The 24,666-nt window shown below is 63.7% G+C and carries 24 protein-coding genes; 12 read left to right on the forward strand and 12 right to left on the reverse strand.

All coding sequences use genetic code 11. The features are described from left to right. Positions 1-4: 4 nt before the first annotated feature. The gene (gene feaR / locus ACEW7X_RS15370; RefSeq protein WP_068367475.1) at positions 5-997 is read right to left on the reverse strand and encodes a transcriptional regulator FeaR; all 993 of its coding nucleotides are present in this window, start codon (positions 995-997) and stop codon (positions 5-7) included. A gap of 345 nt (positions 998-1,342) precedes the next feature. Between feaR and ACEW7X_RS15375 the strand changes: the two genes are divergently transcribed. The 4 genes from ACEW7X_RS15375 to ACEW7X_RS15390 all read left to right on the forward strand — a co-directional run bounded on the left by ACEW7X_RS15375 (position 1,343) and on the right by ACEW7X_RS15390 (position 6,489). Continuing rightward, complete coding sequence (locus ACEW7X_RS15375; protein ID WP_068367477.1) at positions 1,343-2,644, forward strand: NAD(P)/FAD-dependent oxidoreductase; 1,302 nt, start codon at positions 1,343-1,345, stop codon at positions 2,642-2,644. Between the two features lie 49 nt (positions 2,645-2,693). After that, positions 2,694-3,062: a cupin domain-containing protein gene (locus tag ACEW7X_RS15380; RefSeq protein WP_068367479.1), complete on the forward strand. Its 369-nt coding sequence runs from the start codon at positions 2,694-2,696 to the stop codon at positions 3,060-3,062. Positions 3,063-3,223: 161 nt separating this feature from the next. Continuing rightward, a complete protein-coding gene (locus ACEW7X_RS15385; RefSeq protein WP_420177398.1) occupies positions 3,224-4,666 on the forward strand; it encodes an APC family permease in 1,443 nt (480 codons plus the stop codon). A gap of 242 nt (positions 4,667-4,908) precedes the next feature. Further along, a complete protein-coding gene (locus ACEW7X_RS15390) occupies positions 4,909-6,489 on the forward strand; it encodes an amidase (RefSeq protein ID WP_420177399.1) in 1,581 nt (526 codons plus the stop codon). 30 nt (positions 6,490-6,519) lie between these two features. On the opposite strand, the gene ACEW7X_RS15395 is transcribed toward ACEW7X_RS15390, so the two are convergent. From ACEW7X_RS15395 to ACEW7X_RS15420, 6 genes are all read right to left on the reverse strand, one after another. Next, the gene (locus ACEW7X_RS15395) at positions 6,520-7,572 is read right to left on the reverse strand and encodes a nickel/cobalt transporter (protein WP_253099993.1); all 1,053 of its coding nucleotides are present in this window, start codon (positions 7,570-7,572) and stop codon (positions 6,520-6,522) included. Between the two features lie 174 nt (positions 7,573-7,746). After that, entirely contained in the window at positions 7,747-8,523 is a 777-nt protein-coding gene (locus tag ACEW7X_RS15400) for a DUF1007 family protein (RefSeq protein WP_420177400.1), read from the reverse strand. After that, positions 8,520-9,581, reverse strand: coding sequence for a metal ABC transporter solute-binding protein, Zn/Mn family (locus tag ACEW7X_RS15405; RefSeq protein ID WP_068367841.1), 1,062 nt, complete (start codon positions 9,579-9,581; stop codon positions 8,520-8,522). The genes ACEW7X_RS15400 and ACEW7X_RS15405 overlap by 4 nt, the downstream gene beginning before the upstream one ends. A gap of 11 nt (positions 9,582-9,592) precedes the next feature. Continuing rightward, a complete protein-coding gene (locus ACEW7X_RS15410; protein ID WP_068367483.1) occupies positions 9,593-10,468 on the reverse strand; it encodes a metal ABC transporter permease in 876 nt (291 codons plus the stop codon). Further along, positions 10,465-11,208 (reverse strand): metal ABC transporter ATP-binding protein, encoded by a 744-nt coding sequence (locus ACEW7X_RS15415; protein ID WP_068367485.1) that lies wholly within the window; start codon positions 11,206-11,208, stop codon positions 10,465-10,467. The genes ACEW7X_RS15410 and ACEW7X_RS15415 overlap by 4 nt, the downstream gene beginning before the upstream one ends. Continuing rightward, positions 11,205-11,417, reverse strand: a complete 213-nt coding sequence (locus tag ACEW7X_RS15420; protein ID WP_420177401.1) for a hypothetical protein — start codon at positions 11,415-11,417, stop codon at positions 11,205-11,207. The genes ACEW7X_RS15415 and ACEW7X_RS15420 overlap by 4 nt, the downstream gene beginning before the upstream one ends. A gap of 196 nt (positions 11,418-11,613) precedes the next feature. Between ACEW7X_RS15420 and ACEW7X_RS15425 the strand changes: the two genes are divergently transcribed. The 5 genes from ACEW7X_RS15425 to hslU all read left to right on the forward strand — a co-directional run bounded on the left by ACEW7X_RS15425 (position 11,614) and on the right by hslU (position 16,432). Beyond that, a complete protein-coding gene (locus ACEW7X_RS15425; RefSeq protein ID WP_068367489.1) occupies positions 11,614-12,123 on the forward strand; it encodes a Fur family transcriptional regulator in 510 nt (169 codons plus the stop codon). A gap of 369 nt (positions 12,124-12,492) precedes the next feature. Then, positions 12,493-13,638, forward strand: a complete 1,146-nt coding sequence (locus tag ACEW7X_RS15430; RefSeq protein ID WP_130486460.1) for a CobW family GTP-binding protein — start codon at positions 12,493-12,495, stop codon at positions 13,636-13,638. A gap of 196 nt (positions 13,639-13,834) precedes the next feature. Continuing rightward, positions 13,835-14,212, forward strand: coding sequence for an RNA polymerase-binding protein DksA (dksA, locus tag ACEW7X_RS15435; protein ID WP_193755146.1), 378 nt, complete (start codon positions 13,835-13,837; stop codon positions 14,210-14,212). A 289-nt stretch (positions 14,213-14,501) separates the two neighbouring features. Continuing rightward, on the forward strand, positions 14,502-15,041 hold the full coding sequence (gene hslV / locus ACEW7X_RS15440) for an ATP-dependent protease subunit HslV (protein ID WP_068367493.1): 540 nt from the start codon (positions 14,502-14,504) through the stop codon (positions 15,039-15,041). 62 nt (positions 15,042-15,103) lie between these two features. After that, entirely contained in the window at positions 15,104-16,432 is a 1,329-nt protein-coding gene (hslU, locus tag ACEW7X_RS15445) for an ATP-dependent protease ATPase subunit HslU (protein ID WP_068367495.1), read from the forward strand. A gap of 74 nt (positions 16,433-16,506) precedes the next feature. Here the strand turns inward: hslU and ACEW7X_RS15450 are convergent, their stop codons facing one another. The 5 genes from ACEW7X_RS15450 to ACEW7X_RS15470 form a co-directional block, all read right to left on the reverse strand. Then, complete coding sequence (locus ACEW7X_RS15450) at positions 16,507-16,836, reverse strand: copper-binding protein (RefSeq protein ID WP_238591291.1); 330 nt, start codon at positions 16,834-16,836, stop codon at positions 16,507-16,509. Positions 16,837-16,935: 99 nt separating this feature from the next. After that, the gene (locus ACEW7X_RS15455) at positions 16,936-18,195 is read right to left on the reverse strand and encodes a Bcr/CflA family multidrug efflux MFS transporter (RefSeq protein ID WP_083969384.1); all 1,260 of its coding nucleotides are present in this window, start codon (positions 18,193-18,195) and stop codon (positions 16,936-16,938) included. A gap of 144 nt (positions 18,196-18,339) precedes the next feature. Beyond that, a complete protein-coding gene (locus tag ACEW7X_RS15460; protein WP_068367496.1) occupies positions 18,340-19,659 on the reverse strand; it encodes a TRAP transporter large permease in 1,320 nt (439 codons plus the stop codon). Further along, a complete protein-coding gene (locus ACEW7X_RS15465) occupies positions 19,656-20,225 on the reverse strand; it encodes a TRAP transporter small permease (protein WP_068367498.1) in 570 nt (189 codons plus the stop codon). The genes ACEW7X_RS15460 and ACEW7X_RS15465 overlap by 4 nt, the downstream gene beginning before the upstream one ends. Positions 20,226-20,255: 30 nt before the next feature. Beyond that, complete coding sequence (locus tag ACEW7X_RS15470; RefSeq protein ID WP_130486457.1) at positions 20,256-21,275, reverse strand: TRAP transporter substrate-binding protein; 1,020 nt, start codon at positions 21,273-21,275, stop codon at positions 20,256-20,258. A gap of 291 nt (positions 21,276-21,566) precedes the next feature. On the opposite strand from ACEW7X_RS15470, the gene ACEW7X_RS15475 reads away from it, so the two are divergent. From ACEW7X_RS15475 to hpaE, 3 genes are all read left to right on the forward strand, one after another. After that, positions 21,567-22,247, forward strand: a complete 681-nt coding sequence (locus ACEW7X_RS15475) for a fumarylacetoacetate hydrolase family protein (protein WP_068367502.1) — start codon at positions 21,567-21,569, stop codon at positions 22,245-22,247. Position 22,248: 1 nt separating this feature from the next. Further along, positions 22,249-23,025, forward strand: a complete 777-nt coding sequence (locus ACEW7X_RS15480) for a fumarylacetoacetate hydrolase family protein (protein ID WP_068367504.1) — start codon at positions 22,249-22,251, stop codon at positions 23,023-23,025. Between the two features lie 175 nt (positions 23,026-23,200). Further along, on the forward strand, positions 23,201-24,661 hold the full coding sequence (gene hpaE / locus ACEW7X_RS15485; protein ID WP_068367852.1) for a 5-carboxymethyl-2-hydroxymuconate semialdehyde dehydrogenase: 1,461 nt from the start codon (positions 23,201-23,203) through the stop codon (positions 24,659-24,661). The last annotated feature ends 5 nt before the right edge of the window (positions 24,662-24,666 follow it).

A 24,666-nucleotide genomic window follows, 5' to 3' on the forward strand; every position in this document is an offset into this window, starting at 1 on the left:
GACCCTACTGCGCTCCCAGGCGATATTCGCGTGGCGACATGCCGAACTGCTTGCGGAACGCGCGGCTGAAATGCGCCGCGTCATTGAAGCCGCAGGCAAAGGCGATGTCCGTGATGGAACGGGTTTCGGTCAGCACGCTGCGCAGCGCCACGGCCGCCTGTTGCAGACGCGCCCGCTGGATATAGCGGCATACGCTGTCACCGGTTTCCTCGAACAGGCGGTACAGCTGGCGCACCGATACCCCCATGCGGTCGGCAATACGCACCGGCGACAGCAAGGGGTCTGCCAGGGATTGCTCTATCAGGCCGCGCGCCACTGCCAGCAGCCCGCCGCCGTTGCGACCGCGCGCGGCAACTGGCAACAGGGCGTCCTCGGCCTGTGCAGCTTCCGGCCAAATGCTGGCGGCCCGCCCTTCTCCTTGCCGCAGCGACTGCGCCAGCAGCGACAGCAAGGCTTCCTGCATGGCAGCGCCATCGCCCGCCACTGCGCATTCACCGATATCGCCCGCGCAGATCTGCTCCACCAGGATGCGTGCCAGCCGGCTGCTGGAACTGAAGCGGCCGATACGGCACAGCTGGTTGAGCTTTTCCGGCAGCAGGCGTGCCACCTTGCCGCGGTCCAGATGTACCGACGCGTGCTCCATCAGTCCCTTGGGCACGATTTCGCAACCCTGCACCGCATCCATCAGCACCATGTCGCCCGGCAGCAGCTCCATCGTCAGGCCTTTCTGGCGCAACAGGGAACTGCCCTGGCGCTGCACCACCAGGAAGCAATGGCTGTCGTCGGCAGAATCCTGCGCCGCTGCCATCTGGCGGCACACGATGCGCCCCGCATTGGTGCGTATCCGTGTCAGCCCCAGCCCGTCGATATCCTGCTGCTGGATGCTGCCTATGAAGATGCCCTGGTCTTCCGACAAACTGGCTTCGAACTGGCCGCAGGCCTGCCGCAACAACTCGTTCCAGCACTTCAGATCATGGGCAACGGGAAGCATTTCCATAGCACGGCACCTTTGCATTCATGCACGAAACCAGCCAATACGGCTTGTGACACAACGACTCTCAACCACGAGATCAGCAAATTCTGTGCCAAAGCCCCGAAAGCAACGATTAGGGTTTACCTGAGTATGCTGCGGCGCTTACAGGCAAAATTTGGCAAGCACGTACCAGATCAACCGGGTCGATTTGCGAGTTAATAAACAAGTTAACGAATTTTCCGGAATCCTGCCGCAGGTCTGCCTGTTTCGCTCCACGACGGCACGCCTCCGGCCCCAAACCGGGCACCTTGTGTCATTTACGCCACGCCGTGCCGGTTTCCGACAAGAAAGAGAGCACAAGGACAGGCCATGCATATCGACGAAACCGCAACCTACTATACCGCCACCAAAAAGTACGAGCTGAGCTTTCCCTCCCTGGAAGAGGTCATCGAGGCGGATGTCGCCATCATCGGCGGCGGCTTCTCCGGCATCCATACCGCGCTGGAACTGTCCGAAAACGGTGTCGAGAACATTGTGGTCCTGGAAGCCCGCTACCTCGGCTTCGGTGGCTCCGGCCGCAATGGCGGCCAGGTCATGGCCGGCATCGGCCATGACCTCGGCAAGCTGCGCAAGGATGTCGGCGACGAAGGCGTACAGGCCATTTTCGCGCTGAGCGACATCGGCCCGCAGATCATGCGCGACCGCATCGCCAAGTACAACATCGACGCCGACTTCCACAGCGGCTACGGCTACATGGCCTACAACGGCCGCCAGGCCAAGACGCTGCGCGCCTGGGAAAAGGAATTCAAGTCGCTGGGTTCGCCCTACGAAATCCGCTACGTCGAAGGCAAGGACGTGCAGCAGCTCATCGGCACGGATGTCTACCAGGCCGGCCTGCTGCACCGTGGTGGCGGCCACGTGCACTCGCTCAACCTGCTGCTGGGCGAAGCCAAGGCCGTGACCGAAATCTACGGCGTGCGCATTTTCGAACACAGCCCCGTGGTGGAAGTCACCTATGGCGACTACGTCGAACTGCGTACCGCCAAGGGCCGCGTGCGCGCCAAGCGCCTGGTCTGGGCCTGCGACGGCTTCATCAACCGCCTGGAGCCGGAACTGCACCGCAGCACCATCAATACCTATGCATTCCAGCTGATGACAGAGCCGCTGTCCGATGCGCTGATCGAGCGCATCAGCCCGATCCGGGGCGCCTACAGCGACATCCGTCCGATCATCAACTACTACCGCGTTACTGCCGAAAACCGCGTGCTGTTCGGCGCGGCGACCTCCTACTTCGACTACATCCCGAATGACCTGAAGGCCTGGAACCGACAGCTGATGCTGGAAGTCTTCCCCTACCTGAAGGACGTGCGCATCGACCTGGCATGGGGCGGCCCCATGGCCACCTCGCGCAATCTGTTCCCGCAGATCGGCAACCTGCCCGGTCACGACAACGTCTTTTTCGTGCAGGGTTACTCGGGCTTTGGCGTCACGCCCAGCCAGATCATCTGCAAGATCCTGGCCGAAGGCATTCTTGGCGGCTCCGAGCGCTACAAGCTCGTCAGCGCCATCAGCCGCCCCTCCATCCATGGCAAGGACCGCTCCCGCGCCCTGCTGTGCACCCTGGGCAAGATCGCGCACCAGACCGCCGGCTTCTGGCAAGGTCGCCGCTGATCCCCACGCCCACTCTTTTCACCCATTCAACCCACAAGGAAACACCACCATGGCACTGACCCCCCTCCAACAAGGCACCACCATCAAGGAACTGGACTCCTGGGGCAGCCTGACCGGCATCGGCGGCGAAATCCTCGAAGGCGGCGACATCCAGGCCTACGGCAAAATGACCCACGGCGCACCGACCGACGCGATCAGCGCCGGCTACTTCGGCACCGGCAAGGGCAAGTACCGCCTGGTCTACCCCTTCAACGAACAGGCCACCATCCTGCAAGGCGAAGTCCGTATCACCGACGAATCCACCGGCGAAAGCAAGCTGTACCGCACCGGCGACAGCTGGTTCGTGACCAAGGGCACCTCCACCGTCTGGGAAGTGCTGAGCGACGGCTACACCAAGCACTACCTGTCGTTCAACTAAGCCGCTCAGGAGCAGCGCGCCCGCAAGCGCGCCGCTTCCGGGCCTCGCGTCACAGGAGCCCGAGGCTCCCGATAAGAAAAACAGCCCCGTCCGCCGGCAGGCTGGCCTACCGCAAACCGTCGGACGGACCCGGCCTCGCACCAGGGTCAGGAGACAACACTATGCAAAACAATGAAACCGGACAGGCCACAGGCCTGAACCGCAACGCCATCGGCCTGTGGAGCCTGGTGTTCTTCGTCCTGGCCACCAACGGCCCGCTGACCGGGCTGGTAGGCGTAGCCCCCACCGCCATCCTGCTGGGCAATGGCATCGGCCTGCCCAGCTCGTACCTGGTCGCCGGCATCGTTTACCTGCTGTTCTGCGTGGGCTTCGTAGCGATGAGCCGCTATATCCACAACACTGGCGCGTTCTACGCCTATATCTCCACCGGCCTGGGGCGCCCCATGGGCACAGCCGCCGCGTTCCTCGCCATCGTCGCCTATGGCGGCCTGCAGATGTCCTGCTACGGCATGATCGGCTTTTTCCTGTCACTGGCACTCGGCGAAGTCGGCATCAATGTGGCCTGGTGGGTCGCCAGCATCGTCATTGCCTGCATCGTCCAGCCGCTCAGCTCGCGCAATGTCGCGCTCAACGGCAAGACACTGGGCATCCTGATGAGCATAGAAGTCATCACCCTGATTGTCTTCGACCTGGCCGTCATCGGCGACGGTGGCGGACCGGAATCCTTCAGCACGGCATCCTTCACCGTAGATGCCTTCCTGTCGCCGGGCGTAGGCGCGGTGTTCGCCTTCGTGGCCAGTTCTTTCATCGGCATCGAAACCACGGCCATCTATGCCGAGGAAGCACGCGACCCGACCCGCACCATTCCGCGCGCCACCTATATTTCCGTGGTCCTGATCACCGCGCTGCTGGTGCTGTCGTCCTGGCTGCTGATCGTCAGTTACGGACCCAGCCAGGCGATAGCCATCGCCGAGCAGAACCCCGGCACCATGTGGTTCGATACCGCCGCCCGCGTGGCCGGCCACTGGCTGTCGCTGCTGATGAATGCCCTGCTGATCACCAGCCTGTTTTCCATTGTCCTCAGCCTGCAGAATACGCTGTCGCGCTACCTGTATGCACTGGGCCGCGAGCAGGTCTTCCTGCCATTCTTCGCCCGCCTGCACCCGCGCCACAAGACGCCGCATGTCGCCAGCTTCGTCCTGGCCATCGTCAACATCATCCTGCTGGCCGCCTTCGGCCTGGCCAGCATCGACCCGATGACAGGCGTCCTGCCGCTGGGTAGCGCACCGGCCGCGCTGGGTATCCTGAGCGTGCAGGTGCTGACCTCGTTGGCCGTGATCTGCTTCTTCCAGCACGACAAACGCCATACCAACATCTGGCAGCGCCTGGTCGCGCCGTTGCTGAGCCTGAGCGCCATGAGCACCGGCGTATTCCTGATCGCCACACACATGGAACTGCTGACCGGCGGCATTGAGTTTCTCAATACCGCCATCCCGATCGGCCTGGTTCTGGTAGCCGCCTACGGCATCCTGGTTGCACTCTGGCTGCGCCGCTACCGTCCGCAACGCTACGCCAAACTGGCCAACGCGTCCCTGGACACCTGAACCAACAGCCCGGCCTGCCACGACAGACCGGGCCTCACCCCTTACACAGACATTGCCTGACAGGCCCATACAAAAATCTGGCAGGCATTTCCTATTCAAGACCGACCCTTCTGCCTCCTAATAGCAGTTCCGGCAGTATTGCGGCTTCTTGTACGTTCAAGCACTGCCACCCCGGTTTTTTACACTTCGTTCCAGCAGAACAATAATGAGATGCCGTACCAGGCAACAACAGGAGAGACTTCATGAGCCACCTCATTACGGATAGCCAGGCCGCCGCACAGGACGGCCGCCGCCACTTCCTCAAGACCCTGGGCGCCGCCGCACTGGCCAGCAGCGCCAGCCCTGCCGTGTTTGCCGCTGCCGCTCCGGCACGGCCCGAGGGTGCCATCACCGGCTGGAGCGCGACCGAGCTGTCCAAAGCCATTCACGGCGGCCAGGTCTCCTGCGTGGAAGTCATGGGGGCATACCTGGATCAGATCGACCGCCTGAATCCCACCTACAACGCCATCGTTTCGCTACAGCCGCGCGAACAGTTGCTGGCCGCCGCCACCGAGGCCGACCGCCAGGCCGTCGCCGCCCGCCGCGACGGCACCCGCCTGGGCTGGATGCACGGTTTCCCGCAAGCGCCCAAAGACCTCGCCGCCACGGCTGGCATCCTGACCACCAACGGTTCGCCGCTCTTCAAGGAATACGTGCCCAAGCACGACGCCATCATCGTCGAGCGTGCCCGCAAGGCTGGTGCCATCCTGATCGGCAAAACCAACACGCCGGAATTCGGCCTGGGTTCGCACACCTACAACCCGGTGTTCGGCACCACCGTGAACGCCTTCGATCCCACCCGCAGCGCAGGCGGCTCCAGCGGCGGCGCGGCCGTGGCACTGGCCCTGGACATGCTGCCCGTCGCGGATGGCAGCGACATGATGGGTTCGCTGCGCAACCCGGCAGCCTGGAACAATATCTTTGGTTTCCGCCCGTCCTTCGGCCGCGTGCCTTTCGGCCCGACCAGCGATGTGTTCATGCAGCAGCTCGGCTATGAAGGCCCCATGGGCCGCAATGTCTCCGACCTGGCCATGCTGCTTTCCATCCAGGCCGGGTTTGACCGCCGTGCGCCGCTGTCCATCAAGGAAGACCCGGCGCAGTTCGCCCAACCGCTGCAACGCGACGTCAAGGGCATGCGCATCGGCTGGCTGGGTGATTTCAATGGCTATCTGCCCATGGACCCCGGTGTCATGGACACCTGCGTCGCCGCACTGGAAAACTTCCGCACCCTGGGCTGCAAGGTGGAGGCCGTGCAACCGGAATTCGACATGGACTCGCTCTGGAAGACCTGGCTGGCGCTGCGCAGCAGCACCATCGCCGGCGGCCTGGGCGGTTTCTACAAGGACCCGGCCAAGCGCGCCCTGTTCAAGCCGGAAGCCATCTGGGAAATCGAAAACGGGCTCAAGCTGAGTGCCATGGATGTCCAGGCGGCCGCGGCGAACCGCACGGCCTGGTACAAGGCGCTCGATACGCTGTTCCAGGACTACGATTACCTGGTGCTGCCCTCGGCGCAGATTTTCCCTTTCGATGCCAAGCAGCATTGGCCCAAGCAGGTCGGCGGCCGCGACATGGACACCTATCACCGCTGGATGGAAGTCGTGATTGGCGGCTCCCTGGGCGGGCTGCCGGTACTCAACGTGCCGGCAGGCTTCGGGCCCAACGGCCTGCCCATGGGCCTGCAAGTGATGGGGCCGGCACATGCGGATCTGGCCGTCTTGCAACTGGGCCACGCCTACGAACAGGCCAGCGGCTACACGAAGCGCCGTAGCCCCGCCCTGGGCTGAGTCCGGCACCCTGTCCCACTCCCCCTGGGTTTATCCGCCCAGGGGCGCGGCGCTCATCCAGGCGCCACCGAACAACAGTACGCCCAGGGCCAATACCGCGCATGCGGCCAGAGCCTGTATCCAGCCGTACAGGATGGCGCCCCAGCGCCCCTCGCCCCCCACCAGGCGAGTAGCCAGATTGCCTGCCACCAGCGCGGCCACCGCCATCGCAGCTACCGTCAGGCCAGTGCCCACGCCCATGGCCAGGGCCGACCAGACGCCTGCCATGAACATGCCCTGCGAATAGGCGAACACCAGCACGATGATGGCGCCCGAGCAAGGCCGCAAGCCTACGGCCAGCAAGGCCGACCAGGCCTGGCGCCAGTTCAGTTCGCCCGCCACGCTGCTGGCTGGCGGAATATGCACATGACCGCAGCCGCAGCTCCCGTCATGCACATGGCCGTCGTGCTCGTGGACATGATCGCGATGAAGGTCATGATGATGTGCGTGACCCTGCGCCAGGGCGGCATGACCGTCCGATCCATGAGGTGCATGAGCATGCCCATGAGCCGGGACAGGGCCCTGTCCCGGTGCGAAATGCTCCCTCTGTCCGCGAGCACGCGCCGTGCGTCCCTGCCACCAGCGCCAGACCGGACGAAGCGCATGCTTCCAGACCAGCCAGGCGCCCAGCAGCGCCACGCAACCGAAGGAAGCCAGCTCTAGCCACCAGGTCGCCTGCGTGAGCGTGGCGCCGCCCCATTGCAGCACACTCACGGCCAGGCCTACCAGCACCACCGCCACCAGTGCCTGCACCATGGCCGATACCAGGGACAATATCGCGCCATTGCGCACGGTCTGGCGGTTAGCCAGCACATAGGCGGTGATGACGGCCTTGCCATGCCCCGGCCCCAACGCATGAAACACGCCGTAGGCAAAGGACAGCCAGACCAGCAGCCAGGCGCCGCCACCATCGCGCCAGGTACGCACCGCGCCTGTCAACTGACGGTAAAAACCGCTTTGCCAGGCCGATATCTGCGCCATCCAGCCCTGGCTGTACGCCCCTCCGCCCGCACTGGCCTCCGGCACGCCGAAGGGATGCGCCATGCCCTGCGCCCAGGCGCCTGAGGCCCAGCCGCATGCCAGCAGCAATACCACAACAGCCAGGCACGCAAGCAGCCTCCCTTCCCCGGAACGCGGCGGGTAAACCTGAGCTGCCGGCGCCACGTGCCATAGAGAAAAACGGGAACGGGGACGCGTAAGCATGACGGGAAATACCTTTTACGGGCAGCTCAATTCAATACGATGAGACAGGCTGCGGGTGATGAGGAACAGTTCTTCTGGCAGCGTTTCGATATCAGCGGGCAACTCGGCCAGTTTGGCGGCTGTCTGCCAGTCCAGTTCGTTCGGCGGATGATAGGTATGGGCGCAGCCTGCGGGCGCATTTTTCAAGGTCACGGCGCCGGGCGCGCTGAAATCGTAGGCCACGTAATAGGTCGGGTCGAACACATCCAGTCGCAAAGGCTGGCCGCCGGCTGCGGCGGGCTGTTTCAATGGCAGATCGAAGGTCATGGAGATACGACCGGAATCGCCATGCCAGGCCATGCTGGCGTCGCGCCATGGCCCAAACAGCAAGCGTGGCGCGTCACCGCCGCCACGCCTGACCCCAGAGAAAAAATGGGTCTGCGGCACGGCCAGCGCTTCCATCCACTCCTGCGCCAGTGGCGCCAGCGTGGCCTGGGAATAGCTGCCGTCCTTTTCCTTCTCCAGGCCCAGCAGCGCATAGGCCGTGAACATTTCATCGAACAGCCAGGTCTGGCGCACCGCGGCCAGACGCCCTGCCTCATCGAATTCAAACTCCGCGCTGGCGTCTATCCACATATGCGGATGCGCCTGGGCCGCCAGCGGACTCAGGCCGGCCAGCACCACGGCCAGCATGCCGGCCAGGCTTGCCAAAGCCCGGCAACGCGCCGGGCTGGCCAGCCCCCCTGAAGGCCGCGAGACCGTGCAGGTACCGGCCGGGCTGGTACTGCAGCCCGGGCCGGCCAGATTGCTCAAGACTGGGGCTTCAATGCGTCGAGAAGCTGCTGCGCGTTCCATTCCATCATGTCCAGGTAGGTCGAACCGCGCTGCCCGGAAGCCGCCAGCGCGTCGGTAAAGAGTAGACCGCCAACCTGCGCGCCAGTTTCCCGGGCAATCTGGTCAGCCAACCTGGAGCGTGACACATTTTCGATGAAAACGGCATTGATATGCTCGTCGCGGATCTGCTTGATGAGACGAGCCATCTCTGCGGCCGAAGGCTCAGCCGCCGTGGATTGCCCCGCCACCGGCAGGAAGACCAGCCCATAAGCCTGGCCGAAATAATCCAGCGCCGCATGCGCCACCACCACTTTACGGTGATCCTGCGGCAATGCGCCGAACGCCTCGCGCAGGCGTCCGTCCAGCGCCTGCAGACGGGCAACGTAATCGTTGGCGCGCTGGCGATAGCCCTCGGCGTGTTCCGGGTCAGCAGCAATCAGCGCACGCTCGATATTGCGCGCGTACAGGATGCCGTTCCTGACATCCTGCCAGGCATGCGGGTCGAACTCACCATGATGATGGTGGCCGTGCGCATCCTCCGCATGGCCGTGGCTGTCATTGCCATGGGCCTGATCATCATGCCCATGGTCGTCATGGCCGTGATCATCGTGATCATCGTCATCGTGTCCGTGGTCGTGATCATCATCGTCGTCGTGCCCGTCCTCCGCATTGCGCAGCGCCTTCACGCCGGCGCTGGCCACGGCAGTACTGCCCTTGAAGCCGGACGCCTTGACCAGACCGGGCAGCCAGGTTTCGAATTCCAGGCCATTGACGACCAGCAGCTGGGCTTCGCCCAGCTTGCGCGCGTCGCCCGGCCGCGGCTCGAAACTATGAGCGTCCTGGTTCGGGCCGATCAGGGCCACGGTCTGCACCTGGTCGCCACCCACTTCATTGACCATATCGGCCAGAATGGAAAAACTCGCCACGACTTTCAGCGGCTCGGCCTGCGCGGCACCAACCCCGCAGACCGCCATCACGGCCATTGCCGCGCCCAACCGTGCCCAGCCGCGCCGCGCACGCCCACCTGCAAACAACATCCCTGCACTCATCACTTATCTCCTTGCGTTTCAGTCCGGAAAAGGCCGCGCAGCAACCCGTCACGGGAGCCGCACAGCAGGGAAAACAGGTAGATCACGCCAGCAGAAAGAATGATGGCCGGCGACGACGGGATATCCCAATGGAAAGACCAGAGCAGGCCGATCAGTCCGGCCGTCACGCCCAGCAGCGCGGCCAGCGCGATCTGGCCGTCAATGAATTCGGCCCAGAACCGGGCAGCAGCAGCGGGCAGCATCATCAAGCCTACGGCCATCAAGGTGCCCAGCACCTGGAACCCGGAAACCAGGTTCAGCACCACCAGCCCCAGGAACACCATGTGCGCCAGGCCGCCCTTGCCGTATTCGGTGCGGATGAATTCGCTGTCCAGGCATTCCGCGACCCAGATGCGGTAGAACATCGCCAGCGCCAGCAAGGTAATGGCCGTACTGCCGCTGACCAGATAGAGCGCGGAGTTGTCCAGGCCCAGCACCGTACCGAACAGCACATGCATCAGATCGACGCTGGTTCCCTTGAGTGACACCAGCAATACGCCCAGGCTCAACGAAATCAGGTAGAAGGCCGCCATGCTGGCATCTTCCCGCAAGGGCGTCAGGCGCGACACGATGCCGGACAGCAACGCCACCAGCAGGCCCGTCACCAGACCGCCGGCCAGCATCGCCGGCCATGACAGGCCGGCCACCAGGAAACCTACCGCCACCCCAGGCAGCAGGGCGTGGGACATGGCGTCGCCCATCAGACTCATGCGGCGCAGGATCAGGAACACCCCCAGCGGAGCCGCCGCCAGTGCCAGCAGCACAGTGCCGGCCAGTGCGCGGCGCATGAAGCCGAAATCAACGAAGGGCGCCAACAGGAAATCATAGAGGGTCATAGCCACTCTCCGTGGCCAGACTGGCGCGCACGCTGCAAGTTGGCAGTGCTCAGCGCTTCACGCGAAGGCCCCCAGGCCAGCATCCCGCCCGCTCCCAGCAACAAGGTTTCGGGAAAGTGCTGCCGCACCAGTTCAAGGTCGTGCAGCACCGCAATGATGGTGCGGCCTTCGTCATGCCAGTTGTGCAGCAATTGCATCAGGTCTTCGGTAGTTTCACGGTCGACGGCGGCGAAAGGCTCATCGAGCAGCAGCACTTGCGCGTCCTGCATGATGAGCCTGGCAAACAGCACGCGCTGCATCTGCCCGCCCGACAACTGGCGCAACGGACGGTTGGCGCAGAACGCCAGGCCAGCGGCGTCCAGGGCGGCGTGGGCACGCTCCCACTCACTGCGAGACAGCCTGCCCCATGGGCCGACACGGCGCCAGGCGCCCAGGGCAACGAGATCTATCACCCGCACCGGCATCGAGCGGTCGATGGCGCAGGCCTGCGGCAGCCAGGCACGCGCCTGGCGCGCCCACTCGGCCCATGACACCGTGCCGCCACACGGCGGCAACTGCTCCATCATGGTGCGCAGCAACGTGGATTTGCCGCTGCCGTTGGCCCCGACGATGGCCGTCAGGCTGCCATGGCGCACTTCGCCATTCAAATCGTGCAGCACAATGCGTTCCCGCCACCCCACGCACAGGCCGCGCAGGCTGATCGCAGCCGGCAAAGGCTGCGCCACGGACAAAGCCGTCATGGCAAGGTCGCCCAGATAAGCAACAAAGCGCCGGCAACTGCCACGCCGCCAACCAGCAACAGGCGCGCCGCCGCCGAGGCATCCAGCCAGGCACGCGGCGCCAGCCCCTGCGCTTCGCGACGGGCCGGCGCATGCTGACAGGCATGCGCCACGGCCGCGGCAGCGTGCGTGGCGTCGGTTGTGGATTGGTCAGAGGTCACAGCAGACATGGCGTTGTCACGATATATCATTAATAGGGTTATATCATAACATTTCATCCATGGCAGCCGATCGCCGCGCCGTGCGCGCGAGAGTGGTTAGAATAGAGATATGCATCCTGGCCGCAACGGATCTTCCGGTGCGGCTTTCCATCATTCCAGGCGGAACGGTTTCCCGCGCCGCCGCTTAGCGTGAACAGGCCAAAGAATGTCCCAAGCACCTCGCCCGCCCCAGGCGGACCCGGTAGCCGAAAGGCTGGCCGTCGCCGAATCCCTGTGCCTCAGCCGGGGACGCCGCCTGACGCCTATCCGCCGCAAAGTCCTGGAGCTGTTGCTGCGCCACGACCGCAGCCTGAAGGCTTATGAATTGCTCGATGCGATGCGCGCCAGCCATCCGGGTGCCGCACCGCCGACGGTCTATCGCGCGCTCGACTTCCTGATGGAAGAAGGCCTGATCCACCGCCTGGATGCCGTCAATGCCTGGACCGCCTGCCTGGATGCGGGCGGCGCGCCGCATGACATCCTGATCGTCTGCACCGCCTGCGGCAACGTCGCCGAACTCAGCGACCCGGACATGACGCGCGCGCTGGCCCAGCGCGTGGCCCATACCGGCTACGCCCTGAGCACCCACGAAATAGAAATCCGGGCCTTGTGCCCGGCCTGCCAGCAGGCGGGCAAACAGGCCGATTGCGGCCACGGCCACTCCCACGCGCACTGAGGCGTGCATGCAGCACGCGCAGTGAACGGCTGACGCGCCGCTGGCTGCTGCCTGCCCCCTTCAGCCGGTCGCTTTGACACTTGTTGTCCGCAAGCACATCCCTACCGGCAGTGTCATGCCGCCAGCCAGCACTGGCGCGGCTTGCCAGCCTGAAGCACGGCCATTCATGCCGCGCCATTGCCGAATTTCCCTGCTGATGCACGAGCGTTATAACCGGCGGTTACAGCCATACGTCGCGCCGGTATGCTAAAAGTTTGCCCAACTCGCCGTGCTGTGATGTAATCCAGCGTTCCCTATACGTTACCGAGGACGTTCCAGCCTGTATTTTCGGTGGATTATCCCGTCACTCCAGGCAAGAACCGGCCAAGCATGAATCAACCGCTCAGACTCGAACAAATGGTCCCCGTCACTGTCCTGACAGGCTTTCTCGGCGCAGGCAAAACCACCCTGCTCAAGCGCATCCTGACGGAGCATCACGGCCGCCGCATCGCAGTCATCGAAAACGAATTCGGGCCGGAAAGCATTGATAACGACCTGCTGGTGCAGGATAGCGAAGAACAGATCGTCGAACTGAACAACGGCTGCGTCTGCTGCACGGTGCGCGGCGACCTGCTGCGCGCCCTGATCGACCTGAAGCAGCGCCGTGACAGCGGCGCCATCCAGTTCGAGCGCGTCATCATCGAAACCACCGGCCTGGCCAATCCCGGCCCTGTGTGCCAGACCTTCTTCATGGACGACGAAGTCGCGGGCTACTACCGCCTGGACGCCGTCGTCACCATCGTCGATGCCAAGCACGGCATGGAAACGCTGGACCGCCAGCCCGAAGCCCAGAAGCAGATCGGCTTTGCCGACCGCATCCTGGTGTCCAAGAAAGACCTGGTGAACCAGGCCGATTACGACGCGCTGCGCCACCGTCTGGTGCGCATCAACCCGCGTGCGCCCATCGAGCCGGTCAACTTCGGCGATACCGATCTGAACAAGATCCTGGACATCAGCGGCTTCAATATCGACTCCATCCTGGAGCTGGACCCTGAATTCCTGTCGGACAACCATCCCGACGCCGCGCATGACCACGATCATCACGACCATGACCACCACGGTCATGATCACCATGACCACGGTCACGAACATCATCACCACGATCATGACGATGACGAAGGCCACGAATGCGGCCCGAACTGCCATCATCATGACCATGCCCATCCCGCCCATGACGACGAGATCGGCGCTTTCATCTTCCGCTCCGACAAGCCCTTCGACCCGGGCCTGCTGGAAGAATTCCTGGGTGGCGTCCTGGAGGTCTATGGTCCTGACCTGCTGCGCTACAAGGGTATCCTGTACCTCAAGGGCGTGAACCGCCGCATGCTGTTCCAGGGCGTTCACATGCTGATGGGCGCCGAGCCCGGCAAACCCTGGGGTGCGCAGGAAAAGAAATCCACCAAACTGGTGTTTATCGGTCGAAAATTGCCCAAGGAAATCTTTACCCAAGGGCTGGAGCAGTGCCTGGCGAAATAAGGGGCGGGCCACGCCTGGAAACGTCCACCGGCAGTATGCAGGTTGCGCATTCAGAGTGATATGCCCCGACACGACGCCGTAACATCATCAAGACGGAGTGTTTTTCATGGCTACCAAGGCTGCAAACCAAGAAACGAACCCGGTTGCTGGCAACGCCGAAGTCATCGACCTGCCCACGGAACAAGAGCTGCTGGCCATGCCCGAGTCGGACTACATGAACGACGTACAGCTGGCTTTCTTCCGCAACCGGCTCCGCCAGATCGAACAGGACATCCTGAACAATGCCGGCGCCACGACGGAAAACCTCAGGGAAACGCAATTCGTCCCTGATCCCGCCGACCGCGCCACCATTGAGGAAGAGCATGCGCTGGAGTTGCGCACACGGGATCGTGAGCGCAAATTGCTGAAGAAGGTGCAGCAATCCATCGCCCGTATCGACAGTGGCGAATACGGCTGGTGTGAGGAAACCGGCGAACCCATCGGCATCCCCCGACTGCTGGCCCGTCCGACCGCCACGCTGTCGCTGGAAGCCCAGGAACGCCGCGAAATGCGGCAGAAAATGTTCGGCGACTGATCGCTCGGTCACACCGCCCTGCGGCTCACAGGACTCGCTTGCCATCCTGGCGATGGCAAGCAGCCCCTCTGGGATAAATGCTAGCGCGCCTATGCGCGCACCGCCTGCAGAAACGGCAGGCAGCCACTGCCGGCGCCATCTTCCGCCATGGCCACTCCCCTACCCGGCGCACCTCGCCTGACCGGCCTGCGTACCCGCCGAAGCGGGTCAGACAGGTCCGGCTCTTGAAAATCCCCTGTCTGCCCCCATGTTTCATGCTTGATCCGCATACCGGAAAACAAGGCACGCCATGGAACAATTTCACGCTACTACCATCCTCTGTGTCCGCCGCGGCAACCGCGTCGCGCTGGGCGGCGACGGCCAGGTCACGCTGGGCAATGTCGTCATCAAGGGCACAGCCCGGAAAATCCGCCGTCTCTACCACGGCAAGGTGCTGGCCGGATTCGCAGGCGCCACGGCTGACGCCTTCACGCTGCAGGAACGTTTCGAAGCCAAGCTGGAAAAGCACCAGGGCCACCTGATGCGCGCCGCCGTCGAGCTGACCCGCGACTGGCGCACCGACCGCGTGCTGCGCCGCCTGGAAGCCATGCTCATCGTGGCAGACAAGGACCACACCCTGGTCCTGACCGGCAATGGCGATGTCCTGGAACCCGAGCACAGCCTGGCGGCCATTGGCTCCGGCGGTTCCTATGCCCAGTCGGCCGCCCTGGCCCTGCTGCACAACACCGATATGGCGCCGGAAACCATCGTCAAGAAATCGCTGGAAATCGCCGGCGACCTGTGCATCTACACCAACCAGAACCACGTCATCGAAATTCTGGAAGACTGAGCCGCGCCGCGCGCCCCGGATGCGCCGAACCGCCCAGCTTCCCCCACACCAGGATAGCCCACATGTCCGCTTCGACCATGACCCCCGGAGAAATCGTCTCCGAACTCGACAAATTCATCATCGGCCAGAATCGCGCCAAGCGCGCGGTTGCCGTGGCGCTGCGCAACCGCTGGCGCCGCCAGCAGGTGGCCGAGCCGCTGCGCCATGAGATCCACCCCAAGAACATCCTGATGATAGGACCGACCGGCGTCGGCAAGACCGAAATCGCCCGCCGCCTGGCCAAGCTGGCCGGTGCGCCCTTCATCAAGATCGAAGCCACCAAGTTCACCGAAGTCGGCTACGTCGGCCGCGACGTCGACACCATCATCCGCGATCTGGTCGAATACGCCATCAAGCAGACGCGCGAGCGTGAAATGCAGCGTGTGCGCACCCTGGCCGAAGATGCCGCCGAAGACCGCATCCTGGACGTGCTGATTCCGCCCGCGCGCGATGCCAGCGGTAGCCCCCAGCGCGAGGAAAACACCGCCCGCCAGGTATTCCGCAAGCGCCTGCGCGAAGGCCAGCTGGACGACACCGAGATCGAAATCGACGTGGCCCAGCCCCTGCCGCAGATGGACATCATGGGTCCGGCGGGCATGGAAGAAATGACCGAGCAGTTGCGCGGCATGTTCGCTGGCCTGGCCAAGGAACGCACCAAGCCCCGCAAGATCACCGTCAAGGAAGCTTTCAAGCTGCTGGTCGATGAAGAAGCCGGCAAGAAGATCAACGAAGAAGACCTGCGTCGCAGCGCCATTTCCAGCGTGGAACAGAACGGCATCGTTTTCCTCGATGAAATCGACAAGATCGCCACGCGCCAGGAACAAAGCGGCGGCGACGTGTCGCGCCAGGGTGTGCAGCGCGACCTGCTGCCGCTGATCGAGGGTACGACGGTCAATACGCGCTACGGCATGGTGCGCACCGATCACATCCTGTTCATCGCTTCGGGCGCCTTCCATCTGGCACGCCCGTCCGACCTGATCCCCGAGCTGCAGGGCCGCCTGCCCATTCGCGTGGAACTGGACTCCCTGAGCGCAGAGGATTTCGTGCGCATCCTGAAGGAAACCGATGCTTCGCTGGTGAAGCAGTACACCGCCTTGCTGGCCACCGAAGGCGTGGAACTGGAATTCACCGAAGATGGCATCCGTCGCCTTGCAGAACTGGCTTCAGAGGTCAATGAACGCACCGAGAACATCGGCGCGCGCCGTCTCTACACCATCATGGAAAAGCTGCTCGAGGAAATTTCCTTCGATGCCTCCAGCCATCATGGCAAGGTCGTGATCGACACCGCCTATGTCAACCAGCGCCTGGCGGAAACCGCCGGCAGCGAAGACCTGGCGCGCTACGTGCTGTAACCCGGCATGGCCGCCCACGGCCATGCGGACATGACCTCGCCCCAGCGGCGAGGTTTTTTTTCGCCCGGGCAGGATCAGTCGATGGCAATGACCCAATACTGTCCGTCAGTGCGGGTTGCCGTAAAGCGGATGTTGTCGCCCGGCTTGACCAGCACGATCAGTTCGGGGCTGATCCGATACACCAGCGTCATGGCCCCAAGCTCCAGTTCCGGAATGGCGCCATGCTTGATGGTGACCTTGCCGTTGGCGGCATCGACCCGCCGGACTTCGCCAGACGCCTTGGCCTGCACGGCAGGCTCGGCCGCCTGGCTCACGCCGGCCAGCGGCACGGCCACTGCAGCCATCACGGCCGAGCAACGCAACGAGAAAGAAAAAAACGCGGAAATCGCAGAAGTGCGCATCATGGGTCCTCCTGTGGCAAACGGCAGGAAAGGCGCCCTGTTTGCCAGGGCACTGCACCGCTTGCAGCGCTGGCATGCATCACGCCAGCCCTTGTCCCCATTCTATGCCGATCCGGGTTTTCCTGCCCACCAGGCTGCCGCGCACGCAACCATCCCGGCCAATGCCACACCGCTGCCCATGGCCAGCGGCGTGCCGTCATGCATCCAGGCCACCAGCGCATTGAATACCGCTCCCAGGCCGAATTGCAGTGCGACAGCCAGGCCCGTGGCTGCACCGGCCTGCAGCGGATACCAGGCCAGCAGGCAGGCCAGCGCATTGGCGCCCATCATGCCCGTCACACTGAAGAAGGCCAGCATGGCCACGACGATCCACGGCAGCCCGCCCGGCCCGCCCAGCACGCAGGCCACCAGCAGCGCGATGCCCGCCAGCGCGGCGATACTGCCCCCCAGGCGCAGCAATTGCTGCGGCCGCATGCGCTTGAGCATCCGGGTATTGGCGTATGTCATGACCATCACGCCCAGGATATTCAAGCTGAAGAGCCAGGCATAGCTGCGCGGGGACAAGCCGAAATACTCGATATAGACGAACGGCGATGCGGTGATATAGGCGAACATGCCGCCAAAGGTGAAGCCCATGGCCAAAATGCAGGCCAGTGCGCGTGAACGGCGCAGAATGTCTCCATAGGATTTGAACGCCGCCAGGACCGAATCCCGGCGCTCTGCCGGCGGCAGGGTTTCAGGCACCCGCAGCAGCACCGCCAGCCACACCAACGCCGCCAGGACGGCCAGTGCCGCAAACACGGCGCGCCAGCCCAGCACCGTCAGCAGCAGGCTGCCCAGCAACGGCGCCACCAGCGTGGCTACCATGGTGATCATGTGCATCCAGGACAGCACGGTGGCGGCCTTGCCTATCGGAAAAGCATCCCGCACCACCGCCCTGGCCAATACCGATGCGCCGGCGCCACCCAGGGCCTGCAGCAAGCGCCAGCCGATGAGCTGCCCGGCCGACTGGGCCAGCAGGCAGCCAATGCTGGCAATGACATACAGCGCCACACCGCCCAGCAGCAGCCTGCGGCGTCCGAAGCGGTCCGACAGCGGGCCGTAGAACAACATGCCCACGCCGAAGCCCGCCAGGAACACGCCTATGGTCGACTGTATCCTGCCGGTATCCACACCCAGGGCGGCGGCAATATCCGGCAGCGCCGGCAGGTACATATCAATGGACAGCGGCCCGAACGCCGCCAGCGCGGCCAGGATGACCATCAGCCGCCCGCTGCCGGACTGCGGCTGGCCAGCACTGCCTGCCACGTTGCCCTGCGGGGCTGCGCTGCCCGCCACACCGATGCCTTGGCCTGTCGTCATGGCCTCTCCTTTAACCAAGCGCCATCAGCCGTGGCGCACATCAAACACCCATGGAAAACGGCCCGAAGAAGCGCAACACCTCTTCGGGCCGTCATGTCGCCGCCTGGGCGATGCGCCCGGCCTATGCGGCCTGCGGCGCGCTGATCAGAACTGCAGCAGCCAGAGCGCCAGCCCCGGGAATACCAGCAGCAGGCCGATCCGGATGAAGTCCGAGATCAGGAACGGCACCACCGCCTTGGCCGAGGCCATGAACGGCACGTCAGGCGCAGCGCGCTGCACAATGAACAGGTTCATGCCATGCGGCGGTACGATCAGGCCGATTTCCACCACCATCAGCGCCAGGATACCGAACCAGATGGCGCGGTTTTCGCCCATCAGTCCCGGCATATCCAGCCCCATCACGATGGGGAAGAAGATGGGGATCGTCAGCAGCAGCATGGCCAGCGAATCCATCAGGCAACCCAGGATCAGGTAGATCAGCAGGATGGCAGTGATCACCAGCATGGGCGACAGGCCGGACTCGCTGATGCGCGTCGCCAGTTCCACCGGCATTTGCGTCAGCGCCATGCCCGAGTTGAGCAAGTCCGCCCCCAGCAGCACCAGGAAGATCATGGCCGTCGTCTCCGACGTGCCGATGATGCTAGCGCGCAGGCCGGGCCAGCGCATGCCGCCCTGCACCACAGCCAGAATGCCGCAGGCCGATGCGCCAATGGCTGCTGCTTCGGTCGGGTTGGACCAGCCGCCGTAGATACCGACGATGACCACCAGGAACACGCCGATCACGGGCAGGATGCCGATGAAGGCCTTGACGCGTTCCATCAGGGGCGCCTTGGTCAGTTCGGTGGTGATGTTCCGGCGGCTGACGATGATGCGCAGCACGATCAGGTAGCCGATGATGGCGATCGTGCCGGGAATCACCGCTGCGACGAACAGCTTGGCAATGGATTCCTGCGTCAGCACCGCATAGACGATCAGCGGCACCGAAGGCGGGATCAGGATGCCCAGCGTGCCGCCCACCGCGACCGTGGCCGAAGCCAGCGGGCCGGGATAGCCATTGCGGCGCAGCTCCGGCAGGATCACGTGGCTCATGGTGGCCGCCGTTGCCAGCGAGGAGCCGCAGATGGCGCCAAAACCGGCGCAAGCGCCGATCGCCGACATGCCGATGCCGCCCTTCTGGTGCCCGACGAAGGCCGAGGCGCACCGGAAAATGGCACGCGACAGGCCGCCGTGGGTTGCGAACTGCCCCATCAGCACGAACAGCGGAATCACCGCCAGGTCGTAGTTCGACAAACGGGCATAGGCCAGGTTATTGAGCGTGAACAGCAGGCCGGAAAAATCGCCGTCGTTAACCGCCCAATAGCACAGGATGCCGCCCGCCAGCATGGTCAGGCCGATATGCACACGCAGTACCAGCAGCACCAGCGTAAAGCCAAGTGCAATCAATCCAAGGGTCATGCCGCTCATGCTTGCACCCCTTGTTGCGCGGCTGCCGCCGTTTCTTCCCTGCCGATCTTCAGCAGGTCAAGGATGCGCGCCAGCGCGGCCAGGGCCAGCAGCAGGAGGCTGGGAAGCAGAAGCATCATCGGTATCCACATGGGAACGGACAACAGCGTGGATACGTCGCCGTATTCCATGTTGTCCTGCATTTGCAGGAACGTGCGCCACAAAAGCAGCGAGGCCGCCAGCAGCATCAACAGGTGCGCGAAGATATCCAGGCGCCGGTTGACTCGGGCAGGCGCCCAAAGGGTAAAGGCATCCGCCTTGATATGCCGGCCGTGCAATTCACACAGCGGCAGGAAGGCGGCGATGGCAATGGCGGCGCCCATTTCCATCAGTTCCATGTCGCCCCGGATGGGGGTCGCAAACAGCTTGCGGCCCACCAGGGAAATCAGGGACATGATGATCAGGGCCACCAGGACCAGGCCGCCCGCCAGGGAAAATCCCCGGCAGACGGGCTCCAGCAGCCTGTGCAGGCGGCTGGGCAGTGACAGGGTGGACGGATCCATCCCTGTTGGGTGTGCTTCATTCATAGCTGTACTCGTATGCAGTCCAGCAATCCATTACTGGGCCAGCAGGCCACGGGCGGCTTCGAACAATTCGGCACCATCCTTCTTGCCGCGCTTGTTGTAGTCCACCACCCACTCCTGGCCGACAGCGTCCGTTGCCTTGCGCATGGCTTCGTAGTCAGCCGGCTCGATGGCGATGATCTGCTCGGCAGTCACCAGTTCCTTGGCCTTGCGGGTCGCTTCGTCCCAGGCCACGCCGAAGTCGTTCACCAGCGCATCGCCACTGTTGCGATCGAGGATTTCCTTCAGGTCGGCAGGCATCTGGTCATACTTGCGCTTGTTCATCAGCATGGACAGCACGGTGTAGCCAATGGCGGGCTCGCCCTCGGCAATGGCGCTGTGGTAGCGCGTCACTTCTTCCAGCTTGGTCGAAGGCACGACTTCCCAGGCACCCAGCGCGCCATCGACCACGCCCTTGGAAATGGCTTCGGTCATCTGCGCCGGCGGCATGCTCACGGGCGTGGCGCCCAGGGCTTCCAGGGTACGGGCCACCGTGCGGCTGGAAGCACGCAGCTTCAGGCCCTTGAAGTCTTCCAGGGTACGCACGGCGCGGGGACGCGAATGGATATCCATGCCGCCGTCACCGAACATGGCCAGGACCTTGTAGTCCTTGAAGTCATCCGTGCCGTGTTCCTGGTAGAACTTCCAGATCAGCTCGTTACCCTTCACGCCGCCATAAGGCAGCATGAACGGCAGCTCCAAAACTTCCAGGGTCGGGAACTTGCCTGCCGAATAGGCCGGCGCCGTCCAGACGATGTCGGCCACGCCATTGCGTGCCATGTCGGCCAACTGCGCCGGCGTGCCGCCCAATTGCATGGAAGGATAGATCTGGCAATTGATGCGGCCTTCGGACTCGGTCTTGAGCTTGGCGCACCAGGGTTCGATCACATTGGCCTGCGCGTTCGACGCGGCAGGCAGGAAGTGTGCGATTTTGAGGGTCACATTGTCCGCTGCCATAGCGGTGCTAGCGGCTGCCGCCATCGCGCAGATGGCTGCCAGTCTGGACAGTTTCATCGCCTTGTCTCCGTGAAGGATTTGACCGGCAGACGGGACGGCATCATGCGCCTCTGACCGGTCTATTGTGAAAATCAATTTTGTTAACAAGTTAATTACTTGGTGTTTTGGTGTCAATAGGATTCTAGCCGCCTAAGGGATAACCCGCCCCCCTTTCATGCATGGTTGACAACGCATCCGCGCCGTCTCCATAATGATTAACATGTTAATTAAATGAGGCACATGCCCGGCGGCTTGCCAGCCTCTCACCAGCCAGGGAAACCTGCGGGACAAGCCGGGCTCGGAGCACCCATGACATCATCGACCCATACCCCGCTCAGCGACGCCACGCGTGGCACCCTGTTCGGCATCGCCCTGAACTATCGCGGACTGCTCGACAGCCGCCTGGAAGAATTCCAGCAGCCGCCCTATCAGCGTCCGCCGGTCAAACCCGTGCTGTTCATCAAGACGCCAAATACGCGCAACCAGGATGGCGGCCAGGTCGCCAAGCCTGCGGACGCCCGCCTGCAGCCCGGCCCGGCGCTGGGCGTGGTGATCGGCAAGCGCGCCAGCCGCGTCAAGGCCGCCGATGCCATGTCGCACGTGGCCGGCTACGTCATCGTCAATGAATTCAGCCTGCCCGAGGACAGCTATTACCGTCCGGCAGTCAAGGCGAAATGCCGCGACGGCTTCTGCGCCATCGGCCCGGCCCTGGTGCCTGCCGCCGACATCGCTGACGTCAACCAGCTCGGGCTGCGCGTGTTCGTCAACGGCGAGCTGCGCCAGCAGAACTCGACGGCGAACTGGGTGCGCACCATTCCCGAACTGATCGAAACGCTGAGCGAATTCATGACGCTCAATGAAGGCGACGTGCTGATCACCGGCACGCCGGAAGGCCGCGTGGACGTCGAACCCGGCGATGAAGTCATCATCGAGATCGACGGCCTGGGCAAACTGCGCAACGTCATCGTGCAGGAACAGGAGAACCACTGACATGAAACGCGCCATCATCCGTCACCAGGGCCAGCCCGTCCATGTCACCGTCGAGGATATCGGCGGCAAGATCGAAGCCGTGCTGCAGGACGGCACGCGCCTGGCAGAACAGGACGTCGAATGGCTGCCGCCCGCCAGCGGCAGCATGTTCGCACTGGGCCTGAACTACGCCGACCACGCCCGCGAGCTGGCCTTCAAGCCGCCCACGGAGCCGCTGGCCTTCGTCAAGGCACCCAATACCTATACCGGCCACCGCCAGCAGACCTGGCGCCCCGACAACGTCGAATACATGCACTATGAGTGCGAACTGGTGGCCGTCATCGGCAAGCCGGCGCGCAACGTGCGCAAGGAAGACGCGCTGGAATACCTGGCGGGCTATACCGTCTGCAACGACTACGCCATCCGCGACTACCTGGAAAACTACTACCGTCCCAATCTGCGCGTGAAGAACCGCGACGCCACCACGCCGGTGGGCCCGTGGATCGTGGATGCCGCCGATGTGCCCAACCCGGCCGCGCTGACGCTGCGCACCTGGGTCAACGGCGAGCTGCGCCAGGAAGGCACGACGGCGGATATGATTTTCGACATCCCGACGCTGATCGAATACTTCTCCAGCTTCATGACCCTGCTGCCGGGCGACATGATCGCCACGGGCACGCCGGAAGGACTGTCGGACGTGAAGCCGGGCGATGAGGTCGTCACCGAAGTCGAAGGCGTGGGCCGCCTGGTGAACTTCATCGTCAGCGAAAGCGATTTCTTCGCCAAGCACAATCGCTGAACCGCAGCACCCGCCTGCGGCCAGCCCCGGCAAGCCGCAGGCAACACGATGCACCGAACGGAGCGCCCGCGCTCCTCGCAGTACTGGAACAGCCCGGCCCCGAGCCGGCGTTTTTCAAACGGCGCGCCGGCATGAGCCTGGCGCCCTCGCCACCCCACAGGATATCGACATGAGCATGATCAAGCACTGGATCAACGGCCAAGAGGTCGAAAGCAAGGAAACCTTCACCAACTACAACCCGGCCACCAACGAAGCCATCGGCGAAGTCGCCAGCGGCGGTGCCGAGGAAGTCAATGCCGCCGTGGCCGCCGCCAAGGCCGCCTTCCCGGGCTGGGCCGCAACGCCCGCCAAGGAACGCGCCCGCCTGATGCGCCGCCTGGGCGACCTGATCGACGAAAACGTCGGCCGCATCGCGGAACTGGAAACGCTGGACACCGGCCTGCCCATCCACCAGACCCGCAACGTGCTGATCCCGCGCGCTTCGCACAACTTCAACTTCTTCGCCGAAGTGTGCACCCGCGTGAACGGCCATACCTATCCAGTCGACGACCAGATGCTGAACTACACGCTGCACCAGCCGGTGGGCGTGTGCGCGCTGGTGTCGCCCTGGAACGTGCCCTTCATGACGGCCACCTGGAAGACCGCGCCGTGCCTGGCGCTGGGCAACACCGCTGTCCTGAAGATGAGCGAGCTGTCGCCGTTGACGGCGAACGAACTGGGCCGCCTGGCACATGAAGCCGGCATTCCTCCGGGCGTGTTCAACGTCATCCAGGGCTATGGCGCCCAGGCGGGCGAACCGCTGGTGCAGCACCCCGACGTGCGTGCCATCTCCTTTACCGGCGGCACGGCCACCGGCCGCCGCATCATGAGCAACGCCGGCCTGAAGAAGTATTCGATGGAACTGGGCGGCAAGTCGCCGGTGCTGGTGTTCGCCGACGCTGACCTGAACCGTGCGCTGGACGCAGCCCTGTTCACCATCTTCTCGCTCAATGGCGAACGCTGCACCGCCGGCAGCCGCATCTTCATTCAGGAATCGGTCTACGACGAGTTCGTGGCCGAATTCGCCGCACGCGCCAAGCGCCTGCTGGTCGGCGATCCGCAGGACCCCAAGACCCAGGTCGGCTCGATGATCACCAAGCAGCACTACGACAAGGTGACGGGCTACATCCGCATCGGTATCGAGGAAGGCGCCAACCTGCTGGCTGGCGGCCTGGAGCGTCCGGCCAACCTGCCCGAGCACCTGAAGAACGGCCAGTTCATCCAGCCGACGGTGTTCGCCGACGTGGACAACCGCATGCGCATCGCCCAGGAAGAAATCTTCGGGCCGGTGGTCTGCCTGATGAAGTTCAAGGACGAAGCCGAGGCCCTGCGCCTGGCCAACGACGTGGAATACGGCCTGGCCTCCTACATCTGGACCCAGGATATCGGCAAGGCGCACCGCCTGGCACGCGGCATCGAAGCCGGCATGGTCTTCATCAACAGCCAGAACGTACGCGACCTGCGCCAGCCCTTCGGCGGAGTCAAGGCATCCGGCACGGGACGCGAAGGCGGCGACTATAGCTTCGAAGTCTTTACCGAGATCAAGAACGTGTGCATTTCCATGGGCAGCCATCACATTCCCCGCTGGGGAGTCTGATACGC

This window comes from Kerstersia gyiorum, assembly GCF_048595715.1.
Taxonomy (GTDB): domain Bacteria; phylum Pseudomonadota; class Gammaproteobacteria; order Burkholderiales; family Burkholderiaceae_B; genus Kerstersia; species Kerstersia gyiorum.

What these genes read in the sequence shown, in the direction of transcription:
- feaR (WP_068367475.1), bottom strand. Translation starts at nt 997, where the DNA reads ATGGAAATGCTTCCCGTTGCCCATGATCTGAAGTGCTGGAACGAGTTG.
- ACEW7X_RS15375 (WP_068367477.1), top strand. Translation starts at nt 1,343, where the DNA reads ATGCATATCGACGAAACCGCAACCTACTATACCGCCACCAAAAAGTAC.
- ACEW7X_RS15380 (WP_068367479.1), top strand. Translation starts at nt 2,694, where the DNA reads ATGGCACTGACCCCCCTCCAACAAGGCACCACCATCAAGGAACTGGAC.
- ACEW7X_RS15385 (WP_420177398.1), top strand. Translation starts at nt 3,224, where the DNA reads ATGCAAAACAATGAAACCGGACAGGCCACAGGCCTGAACCGCAACGCC.
- ACEW7X_RS15390 (WP_420177399.1), top strand. Translation starts at nt 4,909, where the DNA reads ATGAGCCACCTCATTACGGATAGCCAGGCCGCCGCACAGGACGGCCGC.
- ACEW7X_RS15395 (WP_253099993.1), bottom strand. Translation starts at nt 7,572, where the DNA reads ATGGCGCATCCCTTCGGCGTGCCGGAGGCCAGTGCGGGCGGAGGGGCG.
- ACEW7X_RS15405 (WP_068367841.1), bottom strand. Translation starts at nt 9,581, where the DNA reads ATGTTGTTTGCAGGTGGGCGTGCGCGGCGCGGCTGGGCACGGTTGGGC.
- ACEW7X_RS15410 (WP_068367483.1), bottom strand. Translation starts at nt 10,468, where the DNA reads ATGACCCTCTATGATTTCCTGTTGGCGCCCTTCGTTGATTTCGGCTTC.
- ACEW7X_RS15415 (WP_068367485.1), bottom strand. Translation starts at nt 11,208, where the DNA reads ATGACGGCTTTGTCCGTGGCGCAGCCTTTGCCGGCTGCGATCAGCCTG.
- ACEW7X_RS15420 (WP_420177401.1), bottom strand. Translation starts at nt 11,417, where the DNA reads ATGTCTGCTGTGACCTCTGACCAATCCACAACCGACGCCACGCACGCT.
- ACEW7X_RS15425 (WP_068367489.1), top strand. Translation starts at nt 11,614, where the DNA reads ATGTCCCAAGCACCTCGCCCGCCCCAGGCGGACCCGGTAGCCGAAAGG.
- ACEW7X_RS15430 (WP_130486460.1), top strand. Translation starts at nt 12,493, where the DNA reads ATGAATCAACCGCTCAGACTCGAACAAATGGTCCCCGTCACTGTCCTG.
- dksA (WP_193755146.1), top strand. Translation starts at nt 13,835, where the DNA reads ATGCCCGAGTCGGACTACATGAACGACGTACAGCTGGCTTTCTTCCGC.
- hslV (WP_068367493.1), top strand. Translation starts at nt 14,502, where the DNA reads ATGGAACAATTTCACGCTACTACCATCCTCTGTGTCCGCCGCGGCAAC.
- hslU (WP_068367495.1), top strand. Translation starts at nt 15,104, where the DNA reads ATGTCCGCTTCGACCATGACCCCCGGAGAAATCGTCTCCGAACTCGAC.
- ACEW7X_RS15450 (WP_238591291.1), bottom strand. Translation starts at nt 16,836, where the DNA reads ATGATGCGCACTTCTGCGATTTCCGCGTTTTTTTCTTTCTCGTTGCGT.
- ACEW7X_RS15455 (WP_083969384.1), bottom strand. Translation starts at nt 18,195, where the DNA reads ATGACGACAGGCCAAGGCATCGGTGTGGCGGGCAGCGCAGCCCCGCAG.
- ACEW7X_RS15460 (WP_068367496.1), bottom strand. Translation starts at nt 19,659, where the DNA reads ATGAGCGGCATGACCCTTGGATTGATTGCACTTGGCTTTACGCTGGTG.
- ACEW7X_RS15465 (WP_068367498.1), bottom strand. Translation starts at nt 20,225, where the DNA reads ATGAATGAAGCACACCCAACAGGGATGGATCCGTCCACCCTGTCACTG.
- ACEW7X_RS15470 (WP_130486457.1), bottom strand. Translation starts at nt 21,275, where the DNA reads ATGAAACTGTCCAGACTGGCAGCCATCTGCGCGATGGCGGCAGCCGCT.
- ACEW7X_RS15475 (WP_068367502.1), top strand. Translation starts at nt 21,567, where the DNA reads ATGACATCATCGACCCATACCCCGCTCAGCGACGCCACGCGTGGCACC.
- ACEW7X_RS15480 (WP_068367504.1), top strand. Translation starts at nt 22,249, where the DNA reads ATGAAACGCGCCATCATCCGTCACCAGGGCCAGCCCGTCCATGTCACC.
- hpaE (WP_068367852.1), top strand. Translation starts at nt 23,201, where the DNA reads ATGATCAAGCACTGGATCAACGGCCAAGAGGTCGAAAGCAAGGAAACC.